The sequence below is a fragment of the Actinoplanes solisilvae genome, from assembly GCF_003999975.1.
In the GTDB taxonomy this organism is placed as follows: domain Bacteria; phylum Actinomycetota; class Actinomycetes; order Mycobacteriales; family Micromonosporaceae; genus Actinoplanes; species Actinoplanes solisilvae.
In genome coordinates this window covers 85,841-112,451 of record NZ_RJAC01000018.1, presented here as the reverse complement: position 1 = coordinate 112,451, position 26,611 = coordinate 85,841, and the positions used below count along the sequence as shown (strand labels likewise).

Sequence of the window (26,611 nt, the reverse complement as noted above, 5' to 3'; positions counted from 1 at the left end):
AGGGGGAATGGTGGCGATCAGCCGCGCGGCAGGCGGCGCGAGGGCGCTGACCGCCGCCATCCTCGCCATCCTCGCCGTCGCGCCGACGCTGCGGACGCGGCAGGATCCGCCGCACGGGGTCGGCCACCGCCGGTGAACTCCCGGCGCACCGCGGCCGCGTGGTCTCCGGCCGAGGATCAGCTGGACGCGTTGCGCCGCGTGGCGGACCTGATCGCCCGGGGCGCGGAACGCGAGACCGTGCTGGACGCCATCGTCACCGAGACCTACCGGCTGTTCCCGGTCGACTTCACCGCGATGCTCAGGTACGAGGCGGACGGGGTCGCGTCGATCGTCGCGGTCCACAACGGCCCGGCGGGACTCGCGATCGGTGAACGGGCTCCGCACATCCCGGAGGGGCTGGTGCTGCGGGTCTACCGCACCGGCGGTCCGGTCCGGGTCGAGTCGTACGAGGATCTCGCCGGCGCTGAGGTCGCCCGGATGCACGAGCTCGGGATCACCGCCGGAGCCGCGGCGCCGATCCTGGTGGAGGGCGAACTCTGGGGCGTGCTCACCGCGATGACCTGTTCCGGTCCGGTCATCGCGGATCTCGAGCACCACCTGGCCGAATTCGCTGAGATCGCCGCTGCCGCCGTGGCCGGCGCCCAGGCCAGAGACGACCGGCGCGGACTGGCCGACGAGCAAGCCGCCCTGCGCCGTGTCGCCGCGCTGGCGGCGCGGGGCGCTGACCCGGACGACGTCTTCGAGGCGTTGGCCGTCGAGGCGGTCACCCTTCTGCCCGGACATTCCGGGATCGTTGCCCGATTCGACCGGCCGGGCGCGGCCACGGTCCTGGCCGACAGACAGGATCATGTCGCGGACGGGTGGAGCACCGACCCCGTCGTGCATGAATTGGCCGTCGTCGTGCGGCGAACGGGGCGGGCCGCTCGCATCGACGACTACCAGACCCTCCCCGGTCCGGCCGACCCGACACGAAGCCGGACGGCCACGGCCGGTGCAGCCGTGCCCCTCCACATCGACGACGCGGTGTGGGGCATGCTGGCCGTGGTCTCGTTCGACAAGCCTCTACCGCCCGACACTGAACGGCGGCTGTCGCCGTTCGCCGAGATCGCCGCGGTGGCGACCTCGGGAGCCCGCGCTCGCGCCGGCCTCCTGCGGCTCGTCGACGAACAGGCGGCTCTGCGCCGGGTGGCCGAGCTGGTGACACGGCGCACTGGGGAACAGGAACTGTTCGACGCGGTCACGACGGAAGCCGCCACCTTGATCGGCGACGTGGCCACGACGCTGGTCCGCTCGACCGGTGAAGGCACCCTGACCGTCGTCGCCACCCACCACGGCTCGGCGCCGGTCGGCTCCACCATCGACGTCCCCGGCGACGACCAGGGAGCGGTCGAAGAGATGCTGCGGACGTGGCAAGCGGCACGTCCGGACGACGGCGCCGCATCGAGCACCGGCGTCCCCGTCATGGTCGACGACCGGATGTGGGGCATGCTGGTCGTCGCTACCGCAGACCGGCTGCCGGCGGACACCGAGCAGCGGTTGCAGCAGTTCGCCGGGCTCGTCGCCTCCGCGCTGGCCAACAGCCGGGCCACGGCGAGGATTCAGCACCTCGCCCGCCAGCAGGCCGCGCTGCGAGAGGTCGCCGAACTGGCCGCCAGGGGCGCCCCGACCGACCAGGTTTTGGAAGCCGTCGCCGTCCAGGCGTCGTTCCTCGCGGGCGTCGACTTCACGACCGTCCTGCGGTACGAGCCGGACGGATCCACGGAGATCATGGCCCTCAGCGGTGCCCCGGCCGGCGTCGTGGTGGGCATGCGGGCACCCGGCACCGGCGACGGTGCGGTGCAACGCGTGTGGCGGACGCGCCGCTCCGCCCGGGTCGACGATCTGGCGGGGGTCGCCGGCCGCTGGCCACGGGTCGCCTTCAGCTCCGGCTTCTCGGCCAGTGCCGCGGTGCCGATCCACATCCACGGTGGGCTGTGGGGCGCCCTGGTCGCCGTCGGGAGCCGGCCACTGTCAGCCGCCGTCGAGGACGACCTCGCGAGCTTCGCCCACCTGACCGGCACCGCCATCTCCTCCGCCCAGGCCCGGCACGACCTGCGCGCCCTCGCCGAGGAACAGGCGGCTCTGCGCCGCGTCGCCGAACTGGTGGCGCGCGGTACTGCCCTGGAGGAGGTGTTCGAGGCGGTGGCCGTCGAGACATCGAGGCTGCTCGGCGGCCGGCACATCGCATTGCGGCGCTACGACCGCGACGGATCGGCCACGACCGTTGCCACCCACGGCGTCGAGACGACCCGGCGAGCAGGCACCGAACTCGCCGTGACGATCTCTGTCGAAGGGCGAGGCTGGGGCGAGCTCAGGACGTGGGCCGCGGAGCCCTCGCCGCCCGGCGGCCAGGAACGATTGCGGCAGTTCGCGGAACTGGCGGCTGCGGCCATCGCCAACGCTGAGAACAAGACGCAGTTGACCGCGTCGCGGGCTCGTGTCGTAGCCACCGCGGACGAGACCCGCCGGCGCCTGCAGCGCGACGTTCACGACGGAGCCCAGCAGCGGCTCGTCCACACGATCCTCGCCCTGAGGCTCGCCCGGGACGCCGCTGCCCGGGGCGACACGGTCACCGACGAGATCGACGAGGCGTTGCACCATGCCGAACGCGCGAACGCCGAGCTTCGCGATCTCGTGCACGGCATTCTGCCCGCCGCCCTCACCCGGGGTGGTCTGAGCTCCGGTCTCGAATCTCTGATCAGCGACATCAACATCCCCGTGGAGCTCCGGCTGACCGGGCCGAGGCTGCCCAAGCAGCTGGAGATCACCGTGTACTTCATCGTCGCCGAGGCACTGACGAACGTCGTGAAGCACGCGCGCGCCACCCACGCCGACGTCTCGGTCGAGGCCGAGGACGCCGGCCTGTCGATCGAGGTCCGCGATGACGGGATCGGCGGCGCTGATCCGTTGCGCGGCAGCGGGCTTACCGGCCTGTCGGACCGCGTTCAGGCCGCCGAAGGAACCCTGACGCTGAGCAGCCCCGAGGGTGGCGGCACCACAGTGCGTGTCCGTCTTCCGGTGCCCTAGGACACGAAGGTGGCGACGGGTTGCCCGCTCTCGACGATGTAGGTGGACAGCATCAGCCCGGTGTCGGGGCCGAGGTCGGTGGCGTTGTGCGGCGTCCGGGGCGGGATGAGGAAGCCCTCGCCTGCTCGCAGCACCAGGGTGGGCTGGTCGCGGATCTCCATCCGTACCGTCCCGGCGACGATGTAGCCGACCTCCTCACCCGGATGGATGTGCCAGCCGGACTCCACGCCGGCCGGGATCTCGGTGCGTACCTGGATGATGTCGCGGCCGGTGATGGACGAGCCGCGGCGCAGGGTCTCGGTGCGCTTGAGCCGGGCGGAAAGATCATCTGCGGGAGCGTCCGGCTCGACGGGAGGAGTCGACATGGCTGATCCTTTCTGTGTTCACGGCTGCGGGATCACCGGCGGGCGCGGTGCGAGAAGGCCGACAGGAGTTCCGCGGATCACTGGGCGAGGAAGGCGAGCAGCTCGCGGTTGACCTCCTCGGCGTGGCTCAGGCACATCACGTGCGGACCGCCCTCGATCTCGACATAGCGTGCGGCGGGAAGGGCGGCGTGCATGCGGCGGCCCTGACCCTCGAGCGACAGGATGCGGTCGGCGGTGCCGTGCAGCACCAGCGTCGGGACGTCGACGCGCCGCAGGTCGTCGTGGAAGTCGTCCAGCCAGGTCAGGACGCACGCCCAGGTCGCCCACGGGGACGCCTCCGCGCCGGCGTTCCACAGGTTGCGGACGGCGTCCTCGCTGACCCGTTTGCCGAGCAACTGGTCGAGGTTGAGGAAGTCGCCGATCAGCCCGGTGAGCCAGGCGGGCCGGTCGTGCAGGATCGCTTCGCGTACGCCGTCGACGGCGGCCCGGTCGACGCCCAGCGGGTTCTCGTCGGACTTGACGAACGAGGGCGCCAGGCTCTCGATGAACACGGCGGCCTTGAGGCGGTCGGTGCCGTGCTTGCCGATGTAGCGGGCGACCTCGCCGGTGCCCAGGGAGAAGCCGATCAGCGTGACGTCGTCGAGGTCGAGCGCGGTGAGCAGGTTGTCGAGGTCCGCGGCGAGGGTGTCGAAGTCGTACCCCTGGGTCGGCCGGCTGGACCGCCCGAACCCGCGCCGGTCATAGACGATCACCCGGTATCCCGCGGTGATCAGCACCTGGACCTGAGGCTCCCAGGACCGGCTGTCGAACGGCCAGCCGCTGATCAGAACGACCGCCGGGCCGCTGCCGTGGTCCTCGTAGTAAAGGTCGATCGAGGTCGAGTTCTCGGTGCCGACGGTGATGGTTGACATGAGCGCCCCTCAGTTGTCCGATGACGTCCTCAACCTGCCAAGGCCGGTCCGGGCCGACCAGAACCGCCGGCCGGAAAACCCGCGGGTGCTCGCCGGAACAGAAGTACGGCCAGCCCGAACGCGCACGAGGTTCCGCCCTGGCAGAGTGGCCTGATGCCCGGCCGATCCGACCGCTATGACGCGCTGCTGGCCGGCGACCCGGTGCTGAGGGGCATCGCCGCCGTCCACGGCCCGCGCACCCGCAAGCCCGTCATTCGGCGTAGGCGCCGGCCACCTGGTGCGAGTCCTCGTAGAGGCGGAACTTGGTGATCTCGTCACCATTCACCTCGAAACGCATGGCCACCTCCATCTCGTACGGCCGGCCGGTGGACCGGGCGACGCGGCCGAAACGGCCGAGCATCACCGCGTGTTTCCCGTCGTAGAGAATGGCTTCGATCTCGTCGACATTCTGCTCGGGCACGATGTTCGCGGCCAGGGTCCGCAGATAATCGGCGACCTCGGCCCGGTTCGACCGCTTCCCGGTCCACGCCAGTGACGCCGAACCGGGGACGTCCCAGTCGACGTCCTCGGCGAAGAGCTTCGCGATGTCCTCCGCGTCCGCTCCACTGCCCAGCATGGTGAAGAAGCGCTCCACCAAGATACGAGTGGTCATGTGCAGAACCCCCAGCTTGTCCGGCCCGATGCGCCGCCCTCCGTTCCGCAGAACGTATCTTCCGGCCGGCGCCGCCGAGGGCGGGAAGGCGCCGGATAACAGATCCGGTGAGCCGGAACAACGAGTCCGGCCATCCGGATTGCCCAGCCCCTTTCCCGTTGCACAGACTTCACTCATGAAATTCGTGGTCGACGCCGGCTCGGACGAGGTGCTCGGCGCCGCGCTGCTCTGCGTCGACTCGCAGGAGCTGATCAACACGGTCGCCCTGGTCATGCGGACCGGAGTGACCGCGACCGAGCTCCGCGACGCGATCTACACCCATCCGTCGTCGACGGAGGCGTTCAACGAAGTGCTCGGCGTACTGGCGTGACATCGCCCGGCCTCGGGATCGACGAGCTGCGCACCCTGTTCCTCTTCGAGAAACTCGACGACGGGCAGCTTGCCTGGCTGCGGCGGGCGGGCACCGTGCAGGACCGGCCGGCCGGGTGGGTCTATCGCGAAGGCGACCCCGCGGAGTCGTTCTTCGTGCTGCTGGCCGGAACGGTCGCGTTGACCAGCCGGGTCGGCCCGGACGACGTCGAGTTCACCCGCAGCAGCCGTCGCGGCGTGTTCGGCGGAGCTTTCCAGGCCTATCTGGGAGAGCGTCTGCCCCGATACTCGAACTCGATGCGAGCCGAGACACCGGCCCGGTTCTTCGTGCTCAGTGCCGAAGACTTCGCCTGGCTCATGCGCGAATGGTTCCCGATGTCCGTACACCTTCTGGAGGGCCTTTTCTACGGCAGCCTGGGCACGCGGCAGGCGATCGGGCAGCGCGAACATCTGCTCGCCCTCGGATCCCTGGCGGCCGGGCTGGCCCACGAGCTGAACAATCCGGCGGCCGCCGTCGCGCGGGCGGCCTCATCGCTGCGGGAACGCATCGACGCGCTCGACGCGAACGCCGCCGAGATCGCCGCCGGGCCCCACGCGTCCGAGGAGCTCAGCGCTTTCTCCCGGCTGCGCGTGGCGGCCACCGCCGCTGCGACGGCCGAACCGCCCAGCGGCGCCCTGGAAACGGCGGAACGCGAGGACCGCATGGCGGAATGGCTCGAGGACCAGGGCGTCCCCGGCGGATGGGAGCTCGCCCCCACCTTCGTTCAGGCCCGCCTGGACGACGAATGGTTCGCCGGGGTCTGGCCGCCCGGCCGCCCGGGGGACTCCCGCGAACGGGTTCTGCGGCGGCTCGGCCTGAGCATCGAGCTGGACACCTTGAGCGCCGAGATCGCGGAGGCGTCGGCCCGCATCTCGAGCCTCGTCGACGCCGTCCGGCAATACACCCAACTGGACCGGGCGTCCTCGCAGATCGTCGACGTCCACGACGGGCTCGACAGCACGCTGGTCGTTCTCGCGAGCACCCTCGGCGCGGGCGTGCGGGTCGTCAAGGAATACGACCGCGGCCTGCCGCCGATCCCGGCCTTCGCGGCCGAACTGAACCAGGTCTGGACCTGTCTCCTCGACAACGCGGCCGACGCCATGAACGGCACCGGCACGCTGTTTGTGCGCACCCGGCGCGACGACGCCTTCCTGCTGATCGAGATCGAGGACACCGGAACCGGCATCGCCGATGACATCCTCCCGCGCGTCTTCGACCCGTTTTTCACGACGAAGCCGGTCGGCCGGGGGGTGGGACTCGGCCTGACCACGGCCTGGCGCATCGTGACGGTCCGCCACCACGGCGATGTGCGCGTCGACTCGATTGCGGGCCGCACCACTTTCCGGGTACGACTGCCGTTCGCCGGCTGAGAGCGAGGTCAGCCCTCGGCCGGTAGCCGGACGGCGAGCATCGCGACGGTTCTGCCGGGGCCGGCCCCGACGTGCGCGACCGCGTCCTCGAGCAGATCCTCGAGCCGGGTACGCCGCGCCGAGCGCAACCGCCGGTGCAGGTCGGCGAAACAGCGGTCGACCGTACGGCCGGGCCGGTGCACCAGCCCGGCGGTGTGCAGGAGAACCGTCGCACCGGGCCGGAGCGGGACGCTCGTCGTGTGCCGCGAAGCGCTGCGGCTCGCGCCCAGCATCGGGTCCTCACCGCCGAGCGATTCCACCGTCCCGTCCGGGTGCAGCAGCACCGGCGGCGGGTGGCCGGCGTTGGACCAGCGCAGGCGGTGGGCGCCGTCGGCGCGGGGCTCGACCACGGCGACGACGGCGGTGGCCCGCACCGGCTCGCCGAGCGCATGGCCGGCCGCGTCCAACCGGCGCAGCAGAGCCGACGGGGACTCGGAGCGGTCGACGATGTAGGCGCGGACCATGCTGCGGAGCCGGCTCATGCGGCCGGCCGCGGCCACGTCGTCTCCCGCGACCTCACCCATCACCATCGTGAGCTGGCCGCCGGGCCCGGCGACCGCGTCGTACCACTCGCCGCCGACCCGCTCCAGCCGGTCGGACGGCAGATAGCAGGTGGCGGCCTCGTAGTGCTCCACCACCGGCGTACGGGACACGATCGCCTGCTGCAGCGTGTCGGCGACGCCGGCCGTCGCGTCGCGCCGGTGTGCCCGCTCCAGCGCCTGGGAGATGTAGGTGTTCAGGCTGCCCGTGTCGAGGCCGGTCCCGGCCAGTTCGCTGACCGCGGCCAGAACGTCGGCCTCGGTCTCCGTGGCCGACAGGGCTTCGCACGCTCGCAGCAGCAGGAGGCTGCGGGCGACTTCGGCGCCGGTGGTGATGGTGGCCATGAGTGCTCCTCGGTTGTCCGATCTGGTCCGAACCTGGCAGAGCACGGCGGCGCTCAACAGGCGGGCCGACCCGAAACGCGGCCGGGCGTTCCTCGGTGCCGATCGGGTCAGCCGGAACGGCGAATCCGGCTGACCAGGTGTTTCCTGCCTGTACGCCTTGGGACTCTCACCATGCCGGTCGTCGTGGCGGGCTGGGGGAGGGGCAAGAGATGAAGCCGACAGTGGTGCTCGTTCATGGCGCGTACGCGGAGTCGTCGAGCTGGAACGGGGTGCTGGAGCCTTTGACGACGGCGGGACACCGGGTGATCGCCTTCGCCACCCCGCTGCGGGGGGTGGCGTCGGACGCGGCGTTGCTGAGCGACCTGATCCGTACCCTGGACGGGCCGGTGGTCCTGGTCGGGCACTCGTACGGCGGTGCGGTCCTGACCAATACCTCCGACGCCGCCGCCGGTCGGGTGATCGCGGCCGTCTACGTGGCCGGGTTCGCCCTCGACGCGGGAGAGAGCTGCGCCGACGCCTCGGCGCTGGCGCCCGGCTCGACCCTGGCCGAGACGCTCGTGCCGGTGCCGTTGGCCGCGGGCGGCTCCGACACCTACATCGCACCGGAGAAATACCACCACCAGTTCGCCGCCGACCTGCCCGTGGAGCAGGCTCGTTGGATGGCCGTCACCCAGCGGCCCGTGACCGACCTGGCGCTGGCCGAGCCGTCGGGGGAGCGGCCGCTCTGGCAGTCCGTGCCGAGCTGGTTCCTGTTCGGCGAACTCGACCACAACATCCCGGCCGGCGCCCATCGGATCATGGCCGCCCGGGCCAAGGCGCGCGACACCGTCGAGATCAGCGGCGCCTCGCATGTGGTGGGCATCTCTCATCCGGCCGAGACGGCTCGGATCATCCTCGAAGCCGCGGCCGGCGACGCTTGAGAGAGGAGCGATCCGTGCGCACCTACCGGGTGGGACCGAACGTGTTCGGGATACCTTTCGGTGTCTGCGGCCTCGCACAGTGCTGGGCCACCGCTCACGCCGTCTCCGGAACACCCCGATGGCCGGCCGACACCCTGTGGGTCATCGCGGCCGGCGTCTGGCTGGCCGTCCTTCTCTGGTACGGGCGCAACGTCGTACGCGGTGGCCGGCTGCGCACCGAGCTGAATGATCCCGTGTTCGGTCCGTTCGTCGCGCTGATCGCGATCGTGCCGATGTTCCTCGGCGTCGCCCTGGCCGGCCATGCCCGTACGGCCGGTGAGGTCGTCTTCGGTGTCGCTCTGGTGCTGACCGTGGCGGTCGGCGGCTGGCTCTCCGGCACGTGGATCATCGCGGACCTGCAGCTCGCGCAGTGGCACCCCGGCTACTTCCTGCCGACCGTCGGCGGCGGTCTGATCGCCGCGGGCGGCAGCGCGGCTCTCGGTCACCGCACCCTGGCCATGGTCATGTTCGGCTACGGGGTGATCTGCTGGCTCATCCTGGGCACGATCGTTCTGCTGCGGCTGTTCACCGCGCCCCCGCTGCCGGTGCCGTTACGCCCCACCATCGCGATCGAGCTCGCGCCGCCGGTGGTCGCGGGAAACGCCTGGTTCCTCCTGAACGGCGGGCGCGTCGACGCGGTCGCCGCAGGGCTGGCCGGCTATGCGATCTTGATGGTGCTGGTGCAGCTCACGCTGATCCCGGTCTACCGCGGGGTCCCGTTCGGCCCGGGCTGGTGGGCGTTCTCGTTCTCCTACGCGGCCGCGTTCACGTTGGCGGTCAACTGGCTGGTCGCCGGGCGGGTGCCGGGAAGGACCGCCTGGACGGTGGTCCTGGGCGTCGTGCTCACCCTCGGCATCGCGGCACTGGCGGCCCGCACCGTCCGGCGTCTCGCCCGGGGGACCTTCATGCCGGCCGCGAGCGCCGTGCCCCCGGCCGTGCCGGTGATGGCACACCGCGGCGAAAGGTGACGATGATGCCGATCACTCGAGGCACGCGGGCGGACGGAACGCGACCGTCGGTCCCGCTCGGCGCCATCGCGGCCCTGAGCGGTGTGGCCTCGGTAGTCGGTTTCCTCCTGGTCCTCGAGTTCGCCTCCGGACTCACCCAGGGCTGGCTCTCACCCCTGCTGCCCAGCATCCTGCAGCGCTACGACACCGCCGCCGCCAGCCTGAACTGGGTCAATGCGGTCTATCTGCTGTCGTCTGCGGTGTGTGTGCCCTTGCTGTCCAAGCTCGGCGACCGCTACGGTCACCGTCGATTCCTGGTCGTCGCGGCGGTCTCGGTGGCGGTCGGGTCGGTGCTCGTGGCCGTCGCGCCGACCTTCGAGATCCTGCTGCTGGGCCGGGCCGTCCAAGGGCCGCTGGCCGCGTTCCTGTCGCTGGAGTTCGCGATCGTCCGGGAGCGCGCCGGGTCTCTCGCCGGGCGGGCGATCGGGCTGATCGTCGGCGCGCTGGCCCTGGGCGGGAGCGCCGGTCTGCTGCTGTCGGGGGTGGCGCGCCAGCACCTGAGCCTGTCCGCGACGTTGTGGATACCCGCCGCCCTCATGATTCTGATGGTCCCGGTGGCGGCGTTGCTCGTGCCCGAGACGACGCTTCGCACGACCGGCCGCCTCGACTGGGCCGGCGCCGCGCTGCTGAGCGCGGGGCTGGTGCTGCTGCTCGCCGCGGTCGGCAACGGCAGCGGCTGGGGTTGGACGGACGCCCGCACGGTAGGGGGGATCGCCGGCGGCCTGACCGTGCTCGCCGTCTGGGTCCGGTTCGAGCAGCGTGTCGCGTATCCCTTCGTCGACGTGTCGCTGTTGATGCGCGGCGGCCTGGGTCTGCCGGTGCTGGCCGGGTTATTCGCCGGGGCCGAGTTGTTCGGCAGCCAGGCGGCCAGCGCGTTGTACCTCGGGCTGCCCGCGAGCACCGGTGTCGGCCTGGGCCTCACCGTGCTGCAGCTCGGCCTCGTGCTGCTCGCCTTCGGTCTCGCTGCGTTCGCCGGCACCTGGCTGGCGCCGAGGCTGTCCGAGCGGGCCGGGAGCCGGACCGCCCTGGCCGTCGGGGCGCTGCTGACCGCCGCGGGGTACGTGCTGACGGCGCTGGCCCACGACGCGGTGGCCACTTTCGTGATCTGGCAGGTCATGGTCGGGGTCGGCAACGGTCTCGTGCTGGCCACGCTGTCGACATACGTGGTGACGCTCGCCCCGGCGGACGCGGTCGGTATCAGCTCGGGGCTGCTCAACACCGCGCGGACGGTCGGCGGGGCCGTGTCCGGGGCGGCCTTCGCGGCCCTCATGGCGGCCCTGTCGACGCACGTTCCCGGCGTCGCGAAACCGGTGACGGTCGAGGCCGGCTACGTGACTGTCTGGCTCGCCTGCGCCGCCTTGGTGATCGTCGTAGCCGCCCTGGCATTCCGTCTGCCGGCGAACAACCATGATCCGGAGGGGAGGCGCGGACGCTGACCACCCTGGCGATTTTCTGGGAAGCCCTACCACCACCAGGCGTGCCGCGCTGCGACGATGGGCACATGCTGGGCTCGATCCTCATCGTTGACGACGACGCGTCGCTCCGCGGCCTCGTCGTGCGCATCCTGCGGAGCCGAGGCCATACGGTGATCGGTGAGGCGGGCTCGGTCGCCGAGGCCCTCACGTGTGCGGAAGGTCTGCATCCTGATGTCGCGCTGATCGACATCGGTCTGCCGGACGGTGACGGGTTCCTGCTGACCCGCCGGCTTCTGGCCCGGCCGTGGCCGATGCGCGTCGTACTTTTCTCCTCCGACGCCGACCGGGCGAACATCGCCGCCGCCCTCCGAGCCGGAGCGATCGGCTTCCTCCCCAAGGACGAGCTCTCGAGCCCCGCCCTTCAACGACTCATCGAGGACAGAACCGATGCGGACAAATAACACTGACCGAACACTGCGGGTGACGCTGGGAGAGGACGACGTCCTGCTTCGTGAGGGCCTGGTCAGGATCCTCACCGACGCGGGACTCGAGGTCGTGGCCCAGTCCGGCGACGCCGACGACCTGATGCGGCGTACCCTCGCCTACCGCCCCGACGTCGTGATCGCCGACGTGCAGATGCCGCCACGGCGCGAGGACGACGGTTTGCGCGCCGCGATGGAACTTCGCCGCCGCTCGCCCCAGCTCGGCGTGCTGATCCTGTCCCAGTTCTGCGAGCCCGCGTACGTCCTGGAACTCGTCGGCGACCGTCCCGACGGCATCGGGTACCTGCTCAAGGAACGGGTCGGGGACGTCAAGGCCTTCGTCGACGCCATCACGCGGGTCGCCGCCGGCGGCAGCGCGCTCGATCCCGAGGTGGTCGCCCGGATGTTCGGCCGCCGTGCCCGAGCCGGCCCGTTCCAGTTGCTGACCCACCGTGAACTCGCGGTGCTCGCGGCCATGGCCGAGGGGATGTCCAACTGGGGAATCGCCCAGAGCCTGCTCATCAGCCAGGCGTCGGTCGAGAAGCACGTGACGGCGATCTTCCGGAAGCTGCACATCGCCCCCGCGGACACCGAGCACCGCCGTGTCCAGGCTGTTCTGACCTATCTGCGCGCCGACATTCGCCGATGACGAACTGAGGCGAGGTGCGTGTGGGCCGCGTCAGGGAGGCCGCTCCCGTGATCATAGGAAGGGCTGTTCGTTCACTGCGGTCGGTCTGGGCCACCACCAGAGCCGTGTCCGACATGCACGACGTCGCGCGGGGGCAGGCCGCCCTGCGACGGGTGACCTCGATCGCTGCCGCCGGTGAACCGCCCGAGACCGTCTTCGGGGCCGTGACCGCCGAGGCGTCCGCCTGGCTGGGCGGGGCGCTCATCGCGCTGACGAAATACGAGGGCGAGGGGACCGAGTCCGTCGTCGTGGCTCAGACCGGTGGGCACGTTCCCCTCGGCGCACGGCTGCACCTGACCGGCGACGGCGTCGCGGCTCGGATGTGGCGATCGGGCCGCGCCGAGCGCATCGACGATTACACCCGCATCGCCGGCCCGCCGTTGGCAACGGATCTTGGCGTACGGGCCGTCGTGGCCGTGCCGGTGACCGTCGACGGGAACCTCTGGGGCGCGCTGAGTGTCAGCTCGAGTCTCCGTCCCCTGCCCGCCGGCACCGAGGACCGGCTGGCGCTGTTCGCCGAGATCGTCGCCGCGGTGGTGGTCAGCGCGGCGGCGCGCGAAAGCGTCCGCGCCCTGGCCGACGAGCAGGCTGCTCTGCTGCGGGTGGCGGCGCTGGTGGCCCGGCGCGCCGGCGAGACCGAGATCTTCGAAGCCGTCGCCGTCCAAGCGGCCAGCCTGATCTACGACGAACCGACCACGCTCGTCCGTTATGAGGGCGGTCGTACGTTCACCGTCCTCGCTCACCACAACGGTCCCGCCCCGGTGGGCACGAAAGTCACGGTCCCCGTCGGCGACGCCGGCACTCTCGACGAACTTTTGCGCACGCTGAAACCGGCGCGGCTCGACCGCTACGACACGGTCGCCGACCGGTCGTACTCCAACCGGGACTACGGCGTCGGGTCGAGTGTCTCGGTCCCCATCATCGTCAGCGGCCGGCTGTGGGGCGCCCTGGGGACCCTGAACGAAGGCCGCCGCCTGCCCACGCGGACCGAGGAACGCCTGGGAAAGTTCGCTGAGCTGATCGCCTCGGCCCTGGCGAACGTCGAGGCACGCGGCGAACTCGAGCGGTTCGCCGCCCGGCAGGCCGCTCTGCGACAGGTCGCCGAGCTGGTCGCGCGCGGAGCCGCCCTCGACGAGGTGTTCGAGGCGGTCGCGCGGGAGGCCTCGAACGTGCTCGCCAAATCGGCCGCGAACCTCTTCCGGTACGACGGCGGGTGCGCCACCGCGATCGCCACGTGTCGTAGCCCCATCCCCGTGGGCTTTCAAGCCGCGGCGGACGCGGAGCCGGTCGGTGTCCGGGAGATGCACGCCCGACAACCACTCCGGTTCTCCGCCCAGGCGACGGGGTCCGCCGCCCAGGACCGCGACGAAGTGGTGATAGCCGTACCCGTGATCGTGGAAGGGCAACTGTGGGGCGAGCTGTCGAGCACCGCGCCGCGAGTTCCCTCACCGGCCGGCGCCGAGCACCGGCTGGCCGAGTTCGCCGAGCTCGCGGCGGCCGCGATCGCGAACGCCGAGAACAAGGAGAAGCTCCGGGCATCGCGCAAAAGGGTGGTAGCCACAGCCGACGAGACGCGGCAGCGACTGCAGCGCGACGTGCATGACGGCGCCCAGCAGCGGCTCGTCCAGACCGTGCTTACCCTCAAGCTCGGTCTGGAGGCGGCGGCCCGGGGCGAGAACACCGCCGGTCTCATGCGGGAGGCACTCGACCACGCCGAGCGCGCGACGGTCGAACTGCGCGACATCGTTCACGGGATTCTTCCGGTGTCGCTCGCCCGCGGCGGCCTGAGCGCCGGGATCGACTCGCTGGTGGTGGCCGCCACGATCCCCGTCGACCTCGACCTGACCCCACAGCCGCTTGAGCGGCTGCCGGGCGATGTCGAGGTGACCGCGTATTTCGTCGTCGCCGAGGCGCTGACGAACGTGGTCAAGCACGCGGGCGCGACGCGGGCGCGGGTCACCGTCGCCGGCGGACCGGACCAGCTCATGATCAAGGTCGCCGACGACGGTGCGGGAGGTGCCGATCCCCGCGGCGGCACGGGTCTGACCGGTCTGCTCGACCGCGTCGAGGCGCTGAACGGAACCCTGATGCTCACCAGCACCGCCGGTGCGGGTACGACGATTCGAGTCACCCTTCCCTTGCCCGTCCCACGATCACAATGAGGCACCAAGCGGGCCGGGTGGTCGATCGCCATGATCTTCCAACCGAAACGGGCTCGTGCGCGGCGTCGCACGATCGAGCGCCGGAGCCGTGAGCGCGAGGGCGAATCAGGCGGCTGTGGTTGCCCGCCGGACGAGTCGCCAGGCGTCGCGGTGATCCGGCGCGGGGTCGCCGAGCGCCGTGGCCGCGCAGGCCGCACCCTGTTCGCGCAGCGACTGGGCCACCGTGGTGAGGTCGTTGATCCGGGCGAGTTCGGAGTCGTCCCAGCCGCTGACGCGTAGCGGGCCGCCGGCCTCGCGCAGGGCGGCGAGGGCGAGCTTGTCACCATCGCGGCGACGGCGTCGAGGCCGGGCGCGGCCGCGAGCAGGTCTCGCATGACCGAGCGGGCCTCGGCCAGGGGGCGACGGCGTACGAGAACGCTCGGCGGAGCGGGAGGACGCGCTGGGGCGTTCGCCCGGCTCTACGCCGATCCGGTGGTGATCAACGGGGTGCCGATGTCGGTCGCCGACCTGGTTGTCCGGGCGAGCGCGTTGCATACGGCGTTCACCGAGCATGTCATCGAGATCGTCGATCGGGTCGCGGCGCCGGGCCAGCTCACTGTGGCGTTCAAGCACAGCGCGCGGCACACCGGGTTGTGGGTGACGCCGTTGGGCGAGCTCGCGCCGACCGGGAAAACCGTGCACGGGCTCGGCATCGACGTGCTGACCCTGGACGACGGCGGCCGGATCGCACAGATCTGGGTGCTGGCCGACGAATTGCAGCGCATCCTTCAGGTCGACGGATCCGGCGACACGGTCTGAGCCAGGGCACGCGGACCGGGCTCGGGCTGCGTCTTCCGCCGGGAGATGAGGTAGCCGATCAGGGCGGCGAGTAGTCCGGCCAGTCCGGCCGTCGCGAAGCCGGCCCCGGGTGTGGTGAGGTCGATCGCGGCGCCGACGAGTGGGGCGCCCAGCGCGAAGCCGGCGCTCTGCGCGGACGACTGCAGACCGGTGGCGGCGCCCCGCGCCCCGGTCGGCGCGAGCCGGCTGACCGCGTCGGCCACTGTGGACAACGTGGGTGCGGTGAGCAGGCCGGCGCCGATGACGGCCACGCACAACCAGAGCCAATCGTGGGCCAGGCCGGCGGGAATCGTGAGGAGCCCGAGCAGGCCCAGCAGCAGCCACGTCGGCATGGGGCGGGTCAGTGCGCCGTAGATCAGACCGCCCGCGATCGACGACGCCCCGAACACGACCACCACCACGGCGGCCCAGGAGATCTGGCCCGCCTCGCGCAGGGTGGCCACGATGGCGAGGTCGACGCCGCTGAGCAGCGTCGTCGTGCCGAAGGCCATCGTCAGCGCGGCGACCATCCCGCGCCCCAGCCACCGCTGCTGCCGTGAAGCGCCGGCCGAGAGGCCGTGTGACGCATCCGGGTTGCCCGGTGAAAGGCCGCCGACCGGTGGGTTCAGCAGGGCGATTCCGGTGCCGCCGGCCACGATCGCGGCGCCGACGCCCCATGCCATGGCGGTGGGTGGCAGCGTCGCCGCGACCAGGATCACCACCGCCGGGCCGATGAGGTAGGACAGTTCGCCCTGCACCGACTCCAGGGCGAACGCGGGGCGGCGTTGTTCCTCCGTGGTCATCGCGGCGATGGCCTGCCGGGTCACGGCCTGCGCGGGCACCATCAGCAGCCCGGCCCCGAACGACGCGGCCAGCAACGGCAGGAACGACAGCACGGGAACGCTCAACCAGAACGCGACCTGCGCGACGATCGTGCACAGCAGGACGGCACGCAGCCCGCGCGCGTCGATCGTACGGCCGAGAAGGGGCCCGCCGATCGCCACGCCGGCGGTGAGGGCGGCCGCCACCGCGCCCGCGGCGGCGTAGCTCCGGTCGAGGGCGAGTACGACGTACAGGGTCAATGCTGTGACGTCGGCGGTGATCGCGGTGCGGGCGAGCAGGGAGACGCCGAGCAGCGGGGTCATCCCTGGCACGGCGAGCACCTGCCGGTATCCGGTCATCTCCTCGACGCTAGAGGGATCGGTGAGCTATAGGAAGTGCCGATCACGTTGGGTCTGCCATAATGATTTGTTATGGCCAGGGATTTGGAGATCATCCTGCTGCGGTCGTTCGTCACCGCCGTCCGCGCGGGCAGCATCAGCCGTGCGGCGACGACGCTGGGCCAGACCCAGCCCGCGCTCAGCCAGCAGCTCCGCAAACTGGAGGGCGTCGTCGGCCGCCCGCTGCTGCACCGATCGGCGGCCGGCGTGACGCCCACCCGGGCGGGTGAGGAGCTCATTCCGTACGCGGAAAGGATCTTGTCGCTCTCGGTCGAAGCTCTCACCGAGACCAGCCGGGTGCTGACCGGGCACTGCGGCGTCGGGCTGCTCGAGGATCTGGCCGCCTCGCGTCTCTCGCAGACGCTCGCCGACCTGGCGCGGCTGCACCCCGGCGCGACCCTGGAGGTGCTGTGCGTCTCGCGGGCCGACATGCGCGAGGCCTATGACGAGGGCCGGGTTCAGCTGGTGCTGGACGAGGTGCCGGATCTGCCCGGGCCGCCTCGGTGGACGATCCGGCGGCCGCTGGTCTGGGCGGTCGGTGCGGGCGTGGACGTGACGGCCGATCCGCTGCCGGTGGTGCTGTTCTCGAACGAATGCGCCTGGCGGACCGCCGTGATCGAAACACTCGACCGGCCGTGGCGGGTGGCCTTCGAGAGCAACAGCCTCGTCGGTGTGCTCGCCGCGCTGCGGGCCGGGCTGGGAGTGGCCGCGCTCATGCCCGAGAACCTCGACCCGTCGATGGCCTGCCACGACCCGGACGCCCTGCCGAAGTTGCCGGACGTCGAGCTGGGCCTGGCCCGTCACCCCCGTACGGAGGGTGAACCGCTGATCGATGCCGTCGAGACTGCGTTGCGCCGCGCGTTCAGTTGAGCGCGAAGACGACCGCGATCACGGCCGTGACCACCACGGCGCCGGCCAGCCAACCCAGCAGTAACCCGGGCCCCGAGCCGGCTTTGGCGCGCAGCGCGGGCACGGCTGCGACGACGAGCAGCGCGACAAGATAGACGAAGCCGACCACGACCAGCGCGGGCAGGAAACTGAGGGCGGCCACGGTCGCGCCGCCCTCACCGCCGAGCCGGGCCGAGACGAACACACCCGCGATGAGCAGTGCGAAGATCACGACCTGACCGGTCAGCCCGATGCCGAACGCCCGGCGAAACGCCTTCACAGTCTCTCCACTCGCTGCTGGGGGAGCCCGAAAATATCAGTCAGCGGTTCGCCGGGTGCCGGCCGGCGTCGATCAACTCGGGCCGGCGGCCGTTCTTGAGCTCCGCCCAGGACCGGTGCCGTTGGAACGGTGACTCGAACAGCTTGGCGAACAGCCAGGCGCCGGCCAGCGAAACGCCGCCGGCCAGCAGGGTGGTGACCGTGAACGAGGTCATCCCGCGGCCGAACCGGGGAATGACCAGTTTCAGGGTGACCACCACCACGACGGGCAGATGGATCAGGTAGAGGCTGTACGAGAACGACCCCAGCCGTTTCAGCGGCCGCGAGTCGAGCAGCCGGATCAGCGCGGCAGGCCGGCCGTTCACCACGGCCAGAAGGAACATGGTCATCGCGGGAGCGACCGCGAGGTCGAGCCAGTAGTAGTTCCCGACCATCCACCGCGAGCCCTGCTGCACGACCAGAACGCCGACCGGGACCGCGGCGACCACCGACAGCAGCGCCCAGGGCACACGCCGAAACCGTTCGCCGGTCGCCGCGGCCGCCACGACACCGGCCGCGAAGGCGGGCACGAGGTGCGGGGCCAGCCAGTTGTCGTCCTGCGGCGGAGACCCGTCGAAGACGACGACCCCGACGACGATCACCGGCACCGTGACGACGGCCAGCATCGCCACCGGGCCGATCCGCCGGCACAGCAGCACGAGCAGCGGAAGCAGGCCGTACAGCAGGGCCTCGACGCTGATCGACCAGAACGCGCCGTTCGGGGTGGGCGCCACGATCAGGTCCTGCAGCAGCAGCGTGTAGACCACCACCGACTCGAAGGTCGGCTCGGCCGAGTGGGGCTGACGCACCACGGTCCAGGCGATGACCAGGCTGACCACCAGCGCGGCCCAGTACGCCGGCAGGATCCGCCAGGCGCGCCGACGGGCGTACTCGCTGAGGCTGCCCAGGCGCCAATCGTTGCGCGCGGCCGCGGTCGCCAGCGAGAAACCCGACACGACCAGGAACATCACCACGGCCAGCCGGCCGAACCCGAGCCAGCTCAGCCACTCCGGACCGCGGTAGCGGGGAAAACCCCGGAACGTGTACGCCCAGCAATGGAACAACAGCACATAAAGGGCGCACAGACCGCGCAGGCCGTCCAGCCCGGTCACCCGTTTTCCGCTCACTCCACCGTTCACGGACAGCGGGTGTGAAACGTTCGACCGAGCCGGTAACCTCATCCACGCGGGAACCGGGTAAGGAGGAGTTATGGCGTACGCCGTGCTCACCACGTCGCTGGAGCTGTTGTCCGAGGTCGCCGACGGGGTCACGCCCGAGCGGTTCGACGACCCCACCCCGTGCGCGCAGTGGACCGTGACCCAGGTGCTGTTCCACGCCGCCGGTGACCAGCACGGCTGGGCCTCGATGGTCGGCGACAGCCCCCTGCCGACGTGGGACCCGTTCGCGCCGCCGACCACCCTGGACGGTGAGGTCGCCGACCTGATCGAACCCGCGGTGCGGGCGGCCACCGCCGCGTGGGCGTCCGTCGATTCCGGCGCGGAGTCGGTGCGTACGCCGTTGCCGCCGTTCCCGACCATGCCGCCTGAGCTGGCCGCCGGGGCCTGCGCGCTGGACGCCGCGATACACGCCTGGGACATCGCCGTGGCCACCGGTCAACCCAGTCCACTGACCGTGGCCCTGGCCGAGCAGCTCGAGCCCGCGGCCCGCGCCACGGTCGAGCCGCTGCGTGGCTTCGCCTACGGGCCGACCGTGTCCGAGGACTTCCGCGACGACGCGGTCGCCGGGCTGCTGCGCTACCTCGGCCGCGACCCGCGCTGGAACGGCTGACCCGGCGACTCCCCGACGTCAGGACGAGGCGGCAGCCGTCAGCAGGCGGTGGCTATGGCTTCGCGTAGTGCGACTTCACCGTGCCGACCGGGATTCCGAGCAGTGCGGCCGCTTCCTCGTTGGAACGGCCACGGAAACAGAGCTCCGACAGCACGCGGCGATGAGGACGGGCGGTCCGGTTCAGTCGTTTGTCGCGGCGGGTCTCGGTGAACTCGAACGCCGGGGGCTCAGTGCCCGCTGTTCGGGGAAGGTCCAGTCGAAGTGAACGGCGGCCAGACGTACGACGGTGGTGACGACCACGCAGACGAGGCCCGCGATCAGGGTCGGTGTGCCGAACTCGGCGAGCAGGATGAAGGCGCCCGCTCCGGCTCCGGCGGCGACGGCGTACAGGGTGCCGACGTGCAGGAACGAGATCGGCCGGTTCAGGATGAGGTCGCGCAGGATTCCGCCGCCGATGGCTCCGATGACGCCGACGACCAGCGCCCCGGACACGCCGACGCCGAGCGACAGCGCTTTTGAGGCGGCGATGGCGCCGAACAGGCCCATGACGACGGCGTCGAGGGTGGTGATCAGCCAGTCGGCCCGGGTGAGCAGCGGTTGCAGGAGCATGCCGAGTACGGCGGAGGCGGCGGCGACCAGCAGGTACCAGTTCATCCAGATGACGACGGGTGGCTGGTTGAGCACGATGTCGCGTAGCAGGCTGCCGCCGAGTGAGACGGCGAGCCCGATGACAATGACGCCGAGCACATCGATGCGGCGGTGTTTCTCGCCGGCCGCGAACAGGGCGCCCTGCAGGCCGCCGAGCCCGGCGGCGAGAAGCTCGATCCACAGCGCCACCTGGAACGGCGTGATGGACATCGCGGCACACTCCGGGAGGCCGGGACCGGCTCGCGGGTGGGTTGCGAGCCGGTCGTGGGTGGTCGGTCAGCGAGCGCTTCGGGCGTTCTGGGCGGCGGTCTCGATCACGTCGGCGACGGCCCCGGCCTGGGTCAGGAACAGGGCGTGGCTGGCTGGGACGTTGGTGATCTCGGCGCCGATGCGCTTGGCCATGTGCTGCAGCATGGCCTGGTCGAAGGCCCTGTCGTCGGCGGCGATGACGGCCCAGCTCGGCTTGTCGCGCCAGGCGGCGTTCTTCACTGGCGTCGCGAAGACGGTCATGTTGATGGGGATCTGGGAGTCGCGCAGGAAGGCGGCGTCGGCGTCGCTGGTGTCGGCGGCGAATCCGGCCTTGAACTTGTCGTGGTTGAGGAAGCCGTAGCCGTCCTCGGCGACGTCGATGACGAAGTCGGGTGTGGGGGCGAATCCCTCGTACTGCTGCGCGGTGGTCTCGCCGGCGTCGGGGGCGATGGCTGACACGTAGACCAGGCCGGCGACGTTCGGGTGAACGCCGGCCTCGGTGATGACGGTGCCGCCCCAGGAGTGGCCGACGAGGATCGCCGGGCCGTCCTGCTGGTCGAGCACCCGCGTGGTGGCCGCGACGTCGTCCTCGAGTGAGGTCAGCGGGTTCTGCACGATCGTGACCCGGTAGCCCCGGGAGGTCAGCGTTTCGTGCACGCCGCGCCAGCCCGAACCGTCGGCGAACGCGCCGTGGACCAGTACGACGTTCTTGATCTCTTGATCGGTGGTGGTCATGGGGCTCGTCCTTCCGTTGGCGCGCCCGGCGTTGCCCGGGGCGGGTTCTGAGCGGGGTCGAGGGTCATCGCCTCCGAAGTGCAATATATTGCATGACGTTGGAGAGTGCCAGTGCAAAATGCGAACTGTGGTGAGCCCGACGCTGAGTGCGACCGCGCGGTGATCGCCCTATCGAGGCCGCAGGGTGTGGTTCATGCGGAACATCGTGTGCGGGTCGAACCGTTGCTTGACGGCGAGCAGACGGTCATAGTTCGCCGCGCCGTACACCTCGCTCAGTGTGCCGGGGTCGAGTGCCTCCTCCGGCGAGAGGAAGTTCAGCATCCGGCGGTGCTGGGGGTCGGCCCACGGGCGCATTTCGGCGAACAGGTGCTCCAGCTGGTCGTGCAGCACCGGGATCAGGTCGCCGTTGCCGACCCCGAAAGCGAACAGCTGGTACGGCAATCCGCGGCTGGGCACCGAGTCGGGCGTCTCCGGCCTCCGGTCGAGCGCGCCACCGAGGGCCCGCAGCTCAACGCTGGCCAGGAGGCTGCCGCTGCCCGGCCCGGTCAGGGCGGCGAACGTCTCCACCGCCTCGTCGGGCAGCGCGGCCAGGCCGAGGCTTCGATCCTGGTAGGGGATTGGCCCCACCGGGTCGTTGTGCAGCGTCGCGGCCTGCCGGTAGGGCTGCTCGGCGATCGTGTTCAGCAGTTCGGTGCCCACACCCCGCAGCGGTTCCAGCAGCGCCCGGCCGACGCCGGCCGGACCCAGGTACGCGTACCGCATGTGCACGACGTGTGCGCCACGCAGAACCTCGGGTAGCTCGTCGATCGGGGGCAGGTTCTGCACCGCGATCGACGTGGTGGCCCGCTCGGGCAGGGTCTCGGCCCAGTCGCGCCAGGTCCGCAGGAGGGTGCCGAGCTTTTCGGCCGGGAAGTAGATCCCGCCGGCGAGGACGGAGGTGACCGGGAAGAGCTCGATCTCCATGGCGGTGACGACGCCGAAGTTGCCCTTGCCGCCGCGCAGTGCCGCGAACAACTCGGGCTCCTCATCGGCGTTCACGGTTCGCAGTACGCCGTCCGCGGTGACGATGTCGAACGACCGCACGTGGTCGGAGGCGTAACCGTACGGCCGGCCGAAGATCGGGCTCTGGCCGCCGCCGAGCGTGTAGCCGATGGCCGCCACGGTGGTCGAGGAACCGCTCATCGGCGCCAACCCGTACGGCGTCGTCGCGTCGATCACTTGCGACCAGCGTGCGGCTCCCGTCACCCGCGCGGTCGACCGTTCGGTGTGGACGGTGACATCGCTGAACCGATCGAGCGTGACGAGCACGGCGTCCTCGGCGGGGTACGGCTGCATGTGGCCACCGCCGCGGATCCCCACGGCCAGCCCGTGCTCGCCGGCGAAACGCACCGCGGCCTGCACGTCGGCCGGGCTCGTGGCGCCGACCACGACCGCGGGTCGTAACGGGGTCAGCAGGTTGTAGGTGAAGCACTCGGTGTCGTACCCGGGGTCGCTGTGGCGGAGGACGGGCCCGTCGACCTCTTTGGCCAGTTGCTGAAAGTCAGATTCGGATGCCATGACTCTAACGACGTGGATGGTCCGGCATGTCTCACCGCGGTGACGCGGCCCACTCGGCCCAGGTGACGCCGCTTCACTCCGAAGAAGTCAGCCATACCGTACGGTGGACTTACTGATTACCCTCCGTGTTGTGGCGTGGCTCAACCGTCGTTGACTTCTCCCGATTTGCGGTGTGGAATATATTGCATGCCGATCCCTGAACGCGTGGGCATGGTTCCGCGCTCGTTGTTGCGCGAAAATGCCTATCGGACGATCCGGGACGCGATCGTCGACGGCACATTCGCCCCCGGGGAGCGACTCAACGACGGCGAGCTGGCGCAGTGGCTCGGGGTGAGCCGCACCCCCGTGCGCGAGGCGCTGACGCGGCTCGAGGAAAGCGGCCTCGTCCTGACCAAACCCGGCCGCTACACGATGGTGAGCCCGCTGGACGCCCGCGCCGCCCGAGCGGCCCAGACAGTGACCGCGGCCATGCACGAGCTAGCGGTCCGCGAGGCGGTTCCCCAGATGACCGCCGCTGAGATCAAAGCCATGCGGGCGGCCAACACCCGGTTCGCGGCGGCGCTGCGGGCCGACGACGTCGACGCGGCCATCGCGGCCGACGACGAGTTCCACGGCATCGCGGTGGCGGCCTCGGCCAATCCGGCTCTGCGTTCGGTTCTCGAGCAATTCACGCCGGTGCTGCGACGGCTGGAACGGCTCCGTTTCTCCTCGCTGAACGGCCGGGAATCAGTCGCCTTGCACAATCGGATCATCGAGTTCTGCCGGATCGGGGATGCGGAGGGCGCCGCGGCGGCAGCCCGGGAAAACTGGATGAGTCTGGACGAGGTGTTCGACGTCGACTCGAATGCCGAACCCTTGGCGTGACCGATACGCCGATTCCGCGCCGGCGGCCCCGCACTCAGTCGGTGATGAGCGCGTCTCGCACCGATTTCACGGCATAGAACGCGCGGGATTTGACGGTTCCGACCGGGACGCCGAGCTCGGCTGCGGCCTCGTCGAGCGTGCGGCCCTTGATGTAGAGCTCGTGCAGCACGGACCGGTGGACGGCGCTGAGCTGGTCGACGGCGTGCCGCAAGGTCAGTTGCGCGACCACGGCATCGCCGGCCCCGCCCTCGGCGTCAAGGGGATCGATGCCGGTCAGGCCCACCTCGACGGGCCGGGTCTGCCGCTTGCGGTACGCGTCGATGGCCAGTCGGCGGGCGACCGTGAACAACCAGCGCCGCTGCGACTCGGCCTCGGCCGGCACCATGTCGAGATGACGCCAGGCCCGCAGCATGGTCTCCTGCACCAGGTCTTCGGCGGTGTGGGTCGAGCCGGGCGAGACCAGGGTTCGCAAGAACTGAAGCAGCGCGACGCGATTGTTGATCTGAATTTCCTGCATCTGCGCGTGGGCATCATCATGCGAACGATCTACAGTCGGCGCGGGGTCGCCGAAATCTATCTCGAAAACATCTGTGACGGTGGTCATGGTTTCATCCCCCAGCAATTCAGGCCGTTACGATCCGAGCGTATGGGGATGGCTGTTAAAACGTTCTTCATTGCTTGTTACACCGTTGTGGAGGGTGTTTTCAAAGCCCCATTTATTGTCGGAACAGTGCTGACGCTACCGATAGGTAAGGTGACCGTCGGCGATTTAGTCCGTGATTCGGGCCGGGTCGGCGTCCGATGCCCGGCCCGCCTCGATCAGGCCGGCAGGGGGTGCCCGGGTCGGCGACCTGGGGGGTGGGCAGGCGCAAGAACGCTTCCCGTACGGCGACCTCGCGCCTCGCCGTGACCAACGAGTGCACGGCGGCGCCTACGCTTTATTCATGATCGGACGCCGTCGTGAGCTTGCCGCGGTGCACCGGCTGCTGGATCGTGCGGTCGCCGGGGCGGGCGGGAGCCTGACGGTGATCGGTCCGCCCGGGTCCGGCAAGACCGCGCTCGCGGACGCGGCCGCCGAGGCCGCCCGGCAGCGAGGACTGCCGGTGATCCGTACGGTCTCGGCGAGCGGAACCGGCCCCCGGCTGGTGATCCTCGACGGCGACGACCGCGCCGCCGTGACGGCCGATCTCGACGGCGCGGCGGTGCTGGTCACCAAGGTTCAGCCCCGGGAGCACGGGCTCTATCTTGCCCCGCTGACCGAGGCCGAGCTGGCCGAGCTGCTGCCGGGCCTGCCGCGCGCAACGGTGCACGCGGTCTGGCTGCTCACCGCGGGCTGGCCCGGCCCCGCGCTCGAACTCGCCGCCGCGGTTCCGGGCGGAGCGGACGAGGACGCTGTCGTCGACTTCGCCCTCACTTCGCCGTCCCGAGGCGAGTTCCTCAGGCTCGACACGGCCCTCGTACGGCTCCTCGAAGAGGCCGCCTCGCGGGAACAACCGCCGGCCCGTCGAGCGCGCGTACTCGTACGGCTGGCCGCCGAACTGCTGGCCGACCCGTCCGCACCGGCCCGGCGACGGGAGCTCGTCGACGAGGCGGTCCGGCTGGCGCGCGGCACCGGCGATCCCCGGACCCTCGCCGAGGTGCTGGACGGGCGGCTGCACGCGCTGTGGGACCCGGCCGCGGCCGGCGAACGACTGTCCACGGCGTCCCAGATCGTCGAACTTGCTCGCCGCGCCGGGGACGCGGCCCTCGAACGGCGGGGCCTGTTCTGGCGGTTCACCGCGCTGGCCGAACTTAGTGACCTGGATGCGGCGGAGGCGGCCCTGGTGTCGTACGCCCGGGCGGGCGAGCGGGACGGCGATCCCGAGGCGGCGGTCGTCGCGCTGTCCCGGCAGGCCGTGCTCGCGCTGGTCCGGGGCCGTCTGGCGCTGGCCGAGACGCTCGCCGCCGAGGTGGCCGAGCAGGGCCGCCGGGTCGGGCTGGCCGACGCCGACCGGTTGACCGCGTCGCTGAGGGGCCGGTTGGCGTCGCTGCGCGGTGACGCGGCCGGTCAGGTCGAGCCGCTGCGGGCGCTCGCCCGGCGCTTGCCGGGACACTTCTTCGAGGTGACCGCGGCCCGTGCCCTGGCCGAGTCGGGCCGGGGCGCCGAGGCGTTGCTCGAGGTGGATCGCCTGCTGCCGGCCGTGCTGGCCGGGGCAGGCCCCCGCTGGATCGGCGCGGTCGCCGACCTCGCCCTCGTCGCGTCGTTCGGCGCGGCCCCGGCTGCTGTTCAAGCCCTCTACGACACACTTCGGCCGTACGCCGGTCGCCTGGTCGTCTGGGGTGGAGCGAACACCGTCACCGGACCGGTCGACGACTATCTGGGCCGGCTGGCCGCCGCGCTGGGGCGGCACGATGAGGCGCGCGACCACTTCGATCGGGCGATCGCGCAGGAGGAGCGGCTCGGCGCCCTGCCCTGGCTGGCGGCCACTCTCGCGGCTCGTGGCGACCGGGCCCGGGCCAGATCGATCGCCGAGGAGCTCGGTCTGCCGGAACCCGGCGGATCGCCCGCGGCGTCGGTCTGGCGGCTGACGCGTGACGGCGACGACTGGATCCTCGACGCGGGCGCCGAGCAGGCCCGCCTGCGCGACGTCCGAGGACTGCACTATCTGCGTACGCTCCTGGCCGCCCCGGGACGTGAGATCACCGCCCTCGATCTGGTGGCGGGTGGCGCCGGGCTGGTGACGCCCGAGGCCGAACCCGTGCTCGACTCCACGGCTCGCAGCGCCTATCGCAGCCGGCTCGCCGATCTCGCCCAGCGCATGGACGCCGCCGATCGCACCGGCGACGTCGACCTCGCCGTGAACCTCGCCGCCGAGCGCAACGCCCTGGTCGCCGAGTTGAAGCGGGCCACCGGTCTGGGCGGCCGGACCCGGCGGCACAGCGCCGAGGCGGAACGCGCGCGGGTCAACGCGACTCGGGCCCTGCGGGCGTTGCTGGCCCGGCTGGAGCCGGTTGCTCCCGTCGCCGCGGCGCACCTGCGGACGTCCGTGCACACCGGCGGCCACTTCCGCTATCAGCCGGCGGCGGGTGGACCGGCGCGCTGGCAGGTGTGACCCGGGTCTCGAACGACTCGTTCAGTG

At 71.1% G+C, this 26,611-nt stretch carries 26 protein-coding genes; 15 read left to right on the top strand and 11 right to left on the bottom strand.

What is annotated here, in order from left to right:
- The first annotated feature begins 7 nt into the window (after positions 1-7).
- Both EER30_RS49485 and EER30_RS33670 read left to right on the top strand, forming a co-directional pair.
- Positions 8-136: a hypothetical protein gene (locus EER30_RS49485; RefSeq protein WP_255437028.1), complete on the top strand. Its 129-nt coding sequence runs from the start codon at positions 8-10 to the stop codon at positions 134-136.
- Positions 133-3,066, top strand: coding sequence for a GAF domain-containing protein (locus tag EER30_RS33670; protein WP_164842568.1), 2,934 nt, complete (start codon positions 133-135; stop codon positions 3,064-3,066). Before EER30_RS49485 ends, EER30_RS33670 begins: the two co-directional genes overlap by 4 nt.
- Here EER30_RS33670 and EER30_RS33665 read toward each other — a convergent pair.
- From EER30_RS33665 to EER30_RS33655, 3 genes are all read right to left on the bottom strand, one after another.
- Positions 3,063-3,431, bottom strand: coding sequence for a cupin domain-containing protein (locus EER30_RS33665; RefSeq protein WP_127504713.1), 369 nt, complete (start codon positions 3,429-3,431; stop codon positions 3,063-3,065). The genes EER30_RS33670 and EER30_RS33665 overlap by 4 nt on opposite strands.
- Before the next feature lie 77 nt (positions 3,432-3,508).
- Positions 3,509-4,342 carry an alpha/beta fold hydrolase gene (locus tag EER30_RS33660; protein WP_127504712.1) on the bottom strand — a complete coding sequence of 278 codons (834 nt, stop codon included), beginning with the start codon at positions 4,340-4,342 and terminating at the stop codon, positions 3,509-3,511.
- A 250-nt stretch (positions 4,343-4,592) separates the two neighbouring features.
- Positions 4,593-4,994, bottom strand: coding sequence for a nuclear transport factor 2 family protein (locus EER30_RS33655; protein ID WP_164842567.1), 402 nt, complete (start codon positions 4,992-4,994; stop codon positions 4,593-4,595).
- 175 nt (positions 4,995-5,169) lie between these two features.
- Between EER30_RS33655 and EER30_RS33650 the strand changes: the two genes are divergently transcribed.
- Both EER30_RS33650 and EER30_RS33645 read left to right on the top strand, forming a co-directional pair.
- Positions 5,170-5,364, top strand: a complete 195-nt coding sequence (locus EER30_RS33650) for a hypothetical protein (protein ID WP_205650531.1) — start codon at positions 5,170-5,172, stop codon at positions 5,362-5,364.
- Complete coding sequence (locus EER30_RS33645; protein ID WP_127504710.1) at positions 5,361-6,773, top strand: ATP-binding protein; 1,413 nt, start codon at positions 5,361-5,363, stop codon at positions 6,771-6,773. Before EER30_RS33650 ends, EER30_RS33645 begins: the two co-directional genes overlap by 4 nt.
- A gap of 8 nt (positions 6,774-6,781) precedes the next feature.
- Here the strand turns inward: EER30_RS33645 and EER30_RS33640 are convergent, their stop codons facing one another.
- Positions 6,782-7,696 carry a PP2C family protein-serine/threonine phosphatase gene (locus tag EER30_RS33640; protein WP_127504709.1) on the bottom strand — a complete coding sequence of 305 codons (915 nt, stop codon included), beginning with the start codon at positions 7,694-7,696 and terminating at the stop codon, positions 6,782-6,784.
- A 209-nt stretch (positions 7,697-7,905) separates the two neighbouring features.
- Here EER30_RS33640 and EER30_RS33635 point away from each other — a divergent pair, with 209 nt between their 5' ends.
- The 7 genes from EER30_RS33635 (at position 7,906) to EER30_RS33605 (ending at position 15,207) form a co-directional block, all read left to right on the top strand.
- Positions 7,906-8,616 (top strand): alpha/beta fold hydrolase, encoded by a 711-nt coding sequence (locus EER30_RS33635; protein WP_127504708.1) that lies wholly within the window; start codon positions 7,906-7,908, stop codon positions 8,614-8,616.
- Positions 8,617-8,630: 14 nt separating this feature from the next.
- On the top strand, positions 8,631-9,623 hold the full coding sequence (locus tag EER30_RS33630) for an SLAC1 family transporter (RefSeq protein WP_164842566.1): 993 nt from the start codon (positions 8,631-8,633) through the stop codon (positions 9,621-9,623).
- A gap of 5 nt (positions 9,624-9,628) precedes the next feature.
- Positions 9,629-11,098 carry an MFS transporter gene (locus EER30_RS33625; protein ID WP_164842565.1) on the top strand — a complete coding sequence of 490 codons (1,470 nt, stop codon included), beginning with the start codon at positions 9,629-9,631 and terminating at the stop codon, positions 11,096-11,098.
- Between the two features lie 65 nt (positions 11,099-11,163).
- Positions 11,164-11,538: a response regulator gene (locus EER30_RS33620; RefSeq protein ID WP_127504705.1), complete on the top strand. Its 375-nt coding sequence runs from the start codon at positions 11,164-11,166 to the stop codon at positions 11,536-11,538.
- Between the two features lie 13 nt (positions 11,539-11,551).
- The gene (locus EER30_RS33615) at positions 11,552-12,208 is read left to right on the top strand and encodes a response regulator transcription factor (protein WP_164842581.1); all 657 of its coding nucleotides are present in this window, start codon (positions 11,552-11,554) and stop codon (positions 12,206-12,208) included.
- Positions 12,209-12,321: 113 nt separating this feature from the next.
- On the top strand, positions 12,322-14,409 hold the full coding sequence (locus EER30_RS33610) for a sensor histidine kinase (protein WP_240670467.1): 2,088 nt from the start codon (positions 12,322-12,324) through the stop codon (positions 14,407-14,409).
- Positions 14,410-14,781: 372 nt separating this feature from the next.
- On the top strand, positions 14,782-15,207 hold the full coding sequence (locus tag EER30_RS33605) for an ester cyclase (protein WP_127504702.1): 426 nt from the start codon (positions 14,782-14,784) through the stop codon (positions 15,205-15,207).
- Here EER30_RS33605 and EER30_RS33600 read toward each other — a convergent pair.
- Positions 15,177-16,406: an MFS transporter gene (locus tag EER30_RS33600; RefSeq protein ID WP_127504701.1), complete on the bottom strand. Its 1,230-nt coding sequence runs from the start codon at positions 16,404-16,406 to the stop codon at positions 15,177-15,179. The two genes, EER30_RS33605 and EER30_RS33600, sit on opposite strands and share 31 nt — an antisense overlap.
- Positions 16,407-16,478: 72 nt before the next feature.
- Between EER30_RS33600 and EER30_RS33595 the strand changes: the two genes are divergently transcribed.
- Entirely contained in the window at positions 16,479-17,315 is an 837-nt protein-coding gene (locus EER30_RS33595) for a LysR family transcriptional regulator (RefSeq protein WP_127504700.1), read from the top strand.
- On the opposite strand, the gene EER30_RS33590 is transcribed toward EER30_RS33595, so the two are convergent.
- The gene (locus tag EER30_RS33590) at positions 17,308-17,613 is read right to left on the bottom strand and encodes a hypothetical protein (RefSeq protein ID WP_127504699.1); all 306 of its coding nucleotides are present in this window, start codon (positions 17,611-17,613) and stop codon (positions 17,308-17,310) included. The genes EER30_RS33595 and EER30_RS33590 overlap by 8 nt on opposite strands.
- 40 nt (positions 17,614-17,653) lie before the next feature.
- A complete protein-coding gene (locus EER30_RS33585; protein WP_205650530.1) occupies positions 17,654-18,763 on the bottom strand; it encodes an acyltransferase family protein in 1,110 nt (369 codons plus the stop codon).
- Between the two features lie 97 nt (positions 18,764-18,860).
- On the opposite strand from EER30_RS33585, the gene EER30_RS33580 reads away from it, so the two are divergent.
- Positions 18,861-19,439, top strand: coding sequence for a TIGR03086 family metal-binding protein (locus EER30_RS33580; protein WP_127504697.1), 579 nt, complete (start codon positions 18,861-18,863; stop codon positions 19,437-19,439).
- 180 nt (positions 19,440-19,619) lie between these two features.
- Here EER30_RS33580 and EER30_RS33575 read toward each other — a convergent pair whose 3' ends face one another.
- The 3 genes from EER30_RS33575 to EER30_RS33565 all read right to left on the bottom strand — a co-directional run bounded on the left by EER30_RS33575 (position 19,620) and on the right by EER30_RS33565 (position 22,628).
- Positions 19,620-20,297 (bottom strand): trimeric intracellular cation channel family protein, encoded by a 678-nt coding sequence (locus EER30_RS33575; protein WP_127504696.1) that lies wholly within the window; start codon positions 20,295-20,297, stop codon positions 19,620-19,622.
- A gap of 66 nt (positions 20,298-20,363) precedes the next feature.
- A complete protein-coding gene (locus EER30_RS33570; RefSeq protein ID WP_127504695.1) occupies positions 20,364-21,071 on the bottom strand; it encodes an alpha/beta fold hydrolase in 708 nt (235 codons plus the stop codon).
- A gap of 168 nt (positions 21,072-21,239) precedes the next feature.
- Entirely contained in the window at positions 21,240-22,628 is a 1,389-nt protein-coding gene (locus EER30_RS33565) for an FAD-binding oxidoreductase (protein ID WP_127504694.1), read from the bottom strand.
- A gap of 186 nt (positions 22,629-22,814) precedes the next feature.
- Here EER30_RS33565 and EER30_RS33560 point away from each other — a divergent pair, with 186 nt between their 5' ends.
- Positions 22,815-23,492 carry a GntR family transcriptional regulator gene (locus EER30_RS33560; protein ID WP_127504693.1) on the top strand — a complete coding sequence of 226 codons (678 nt, stop codon included), beginning with the start codon at positions 22,815-22,817 and terminating at the stop codon, positions 23,490-23,492.
- A gap of 34 nt (positions 23,493-23,526) precedes the next feature.
- Here EER30_RS33560 and EER30_RS33555 read toward each other — a convergent pair whose 3' ends face one another.
- Positions 23,527-24,009 (bottom strand): sigma-70 family RNA polymerase sigma factor, encoded by a 483-nt coding sequence (locus tag EER30_RS33555; protein ID WP_164842564.1) that lies wholly within the window; start codon positions 24,007-24,009, stop codon positions 23,527-23,529.
- Between the two features lie 427 nt (positions 24,010-24,436).
- On the opposite strand from EER30_RS33555, the gene EER30_RS33550 reads away from it, so the two are divergent.
- Entirely contained in the window at positions 24,437-26,584 is a 2,148-nt protein-coding gene (locus tag EER30_RS33550; protein WP_127504691.1) for an AAA family ATPase, read from the top strand.
- Positions 26,585-26,611: the final 27 nt, after the last annotated feature.

Excerpts from the sequence above, each read along its gene's own strand:
- EER30_RS49485 (WP_255437028.1), top strand. The coding sequence starts at position 8 with ATGGTGGCGATCAGCCGCGCGGCAGGCGGCGCGAGGGCGCTGACCGCC.
- EER30_RS33665 (WP_127504713.1), bottom strand. The coding sequence starts at position 3,431 with ATGTCGACTCCTCCCGTCGAGCCGGACGCTCCCGCAGATGATCTTTCC.
- EER30_RS33660 (WP_127504712.1), bottom strand. The coding sequence starts at position 4,342 with ATGTCAACCATCACCGTCGGCACCGAGAACTCGACCTCGATCGACCTT.
- EER30_RS33655 (WP_164842567.1), bottom strand. The coding sequence starts at position 4,994 with ATGACCACTCGTATCTTGGTGGAGCGCTTCTTCACCATGCTGGGCAGT.
- EER30_RS33650 (WP_205650531.1), top strand. The coding sequence starts at position 5,170 with ATGAAATTCGTGGTCGACGCCGGCTCGGACGAGGTGCTCGGCGCCGCG.
- EER30_RS33640 (WP_127504709.1), bottom strand. The coding sequence starts at position 7,696 with ATGGCCACCATCACCACCGGCGCCGAAGTCGCCCGCAGCCTCCTGCTG.
- EER30_RS33635 (WP_127504708.1), top strand. The coding sequence starts at position 7,906 with ATGAAGCCGACAGTGGTGCTCGTTCATGGCGCGTACGCGGAGTCGTCG.
- EER30_RS33625 (WP_164842565.1), top strand. The coding sequence starts at position 9,629 with ATGCCGATCACTCGAGGCACGCGGGCGGACGGAACGCGACCGTCGGTC.
- EER30_RS33620 (WP_127504705.1), top strand. The coding sequence starts at position 11,164 with ATGCTGGGCTCGATCCTCATCGTTGACGACGACGCGTCGCTCCGCGGC.
- EER30_RS33610 (WP_240670467.1), top strand. The coding sequence starts at position 12,322 with ATGCACGACGTCGCGCGGGGGCAGGCCGCCCTGCGACGGGTGACCTCG.
- EER30_RS33605 (WP_127504702.1), top strand. The coding sequence starts at position 14,782 with ATGACCGAGCGGGCCTCGGCCAGGGGGCGACGGCGTACGAGAACGCTC.
- EER30_RS33600 (WP_127504701.1), bottom strand. The coding sequence starts at position 16,406 with ATGACCGGATACCGGCAGGTGCTCGCCGTGCCAGGGATGACCCCGCTG.
- EER30_RS33595 (WP_127504700.1), top strand. The coding sequence starts at position 16,479 with ATGGCCAGGGATTTGGAGATCATCCTGCTGCGGTCGTTCGTCACCGCC.
- EER30_RS33580 (WP_127504697.1), top strand. The coding sequence starts at position 18,861 with ATGGCGTACGCCGTGCTCACCACGTCGCTGGAGCTGTTGTCCGAGGTC.
- EER30_RS33575 (WP_127504696.1), bottom strand. The coding sequence starts at position 20,297 with ATGTCCATCACGCCGTTCCAGGTGGCGCTGTGGATCGAGCTTCTCGCC.
- EER30_RS33570 (WP_127504695.1), bottom strand. The coding sequence starts at position 21,071 with ATGACCACCACCGATCAAGAGATCAAGAACGTCGTACTGGTCCACGGC.
- EER30_RS33565 (WP_127504694.1), bottom strand. The coding sequence starts at position 22,628 with ATGGCATCCGAATCTGACTTTCAGCAACTGGCCAAAGAGGTCGACGGG.
- EER30_RS33560 (WP_127504693.1), top strand. The coding sequence starts at position 22,815 with ATGCCGATCCCTGAACGCGTGGGCATGGTTCCGCGCTCGTTGTTGCGC.
- EER30_RS33555 (WP_164842564.1), bottom strand. The coding sequence starts at position 24,009 with ATGCAGGAAATTCAGATCAACAATCGCGTCGCGCTGCTTCAGTTCTTG.
- EER30_RS33550 (WP_127504691.1), top strand. The coding sequence starts at position 24,437 with ATGATCGGACGCCGTCGTGAGCTTGCCGCGGTGCACCGGCTGCTGGAT.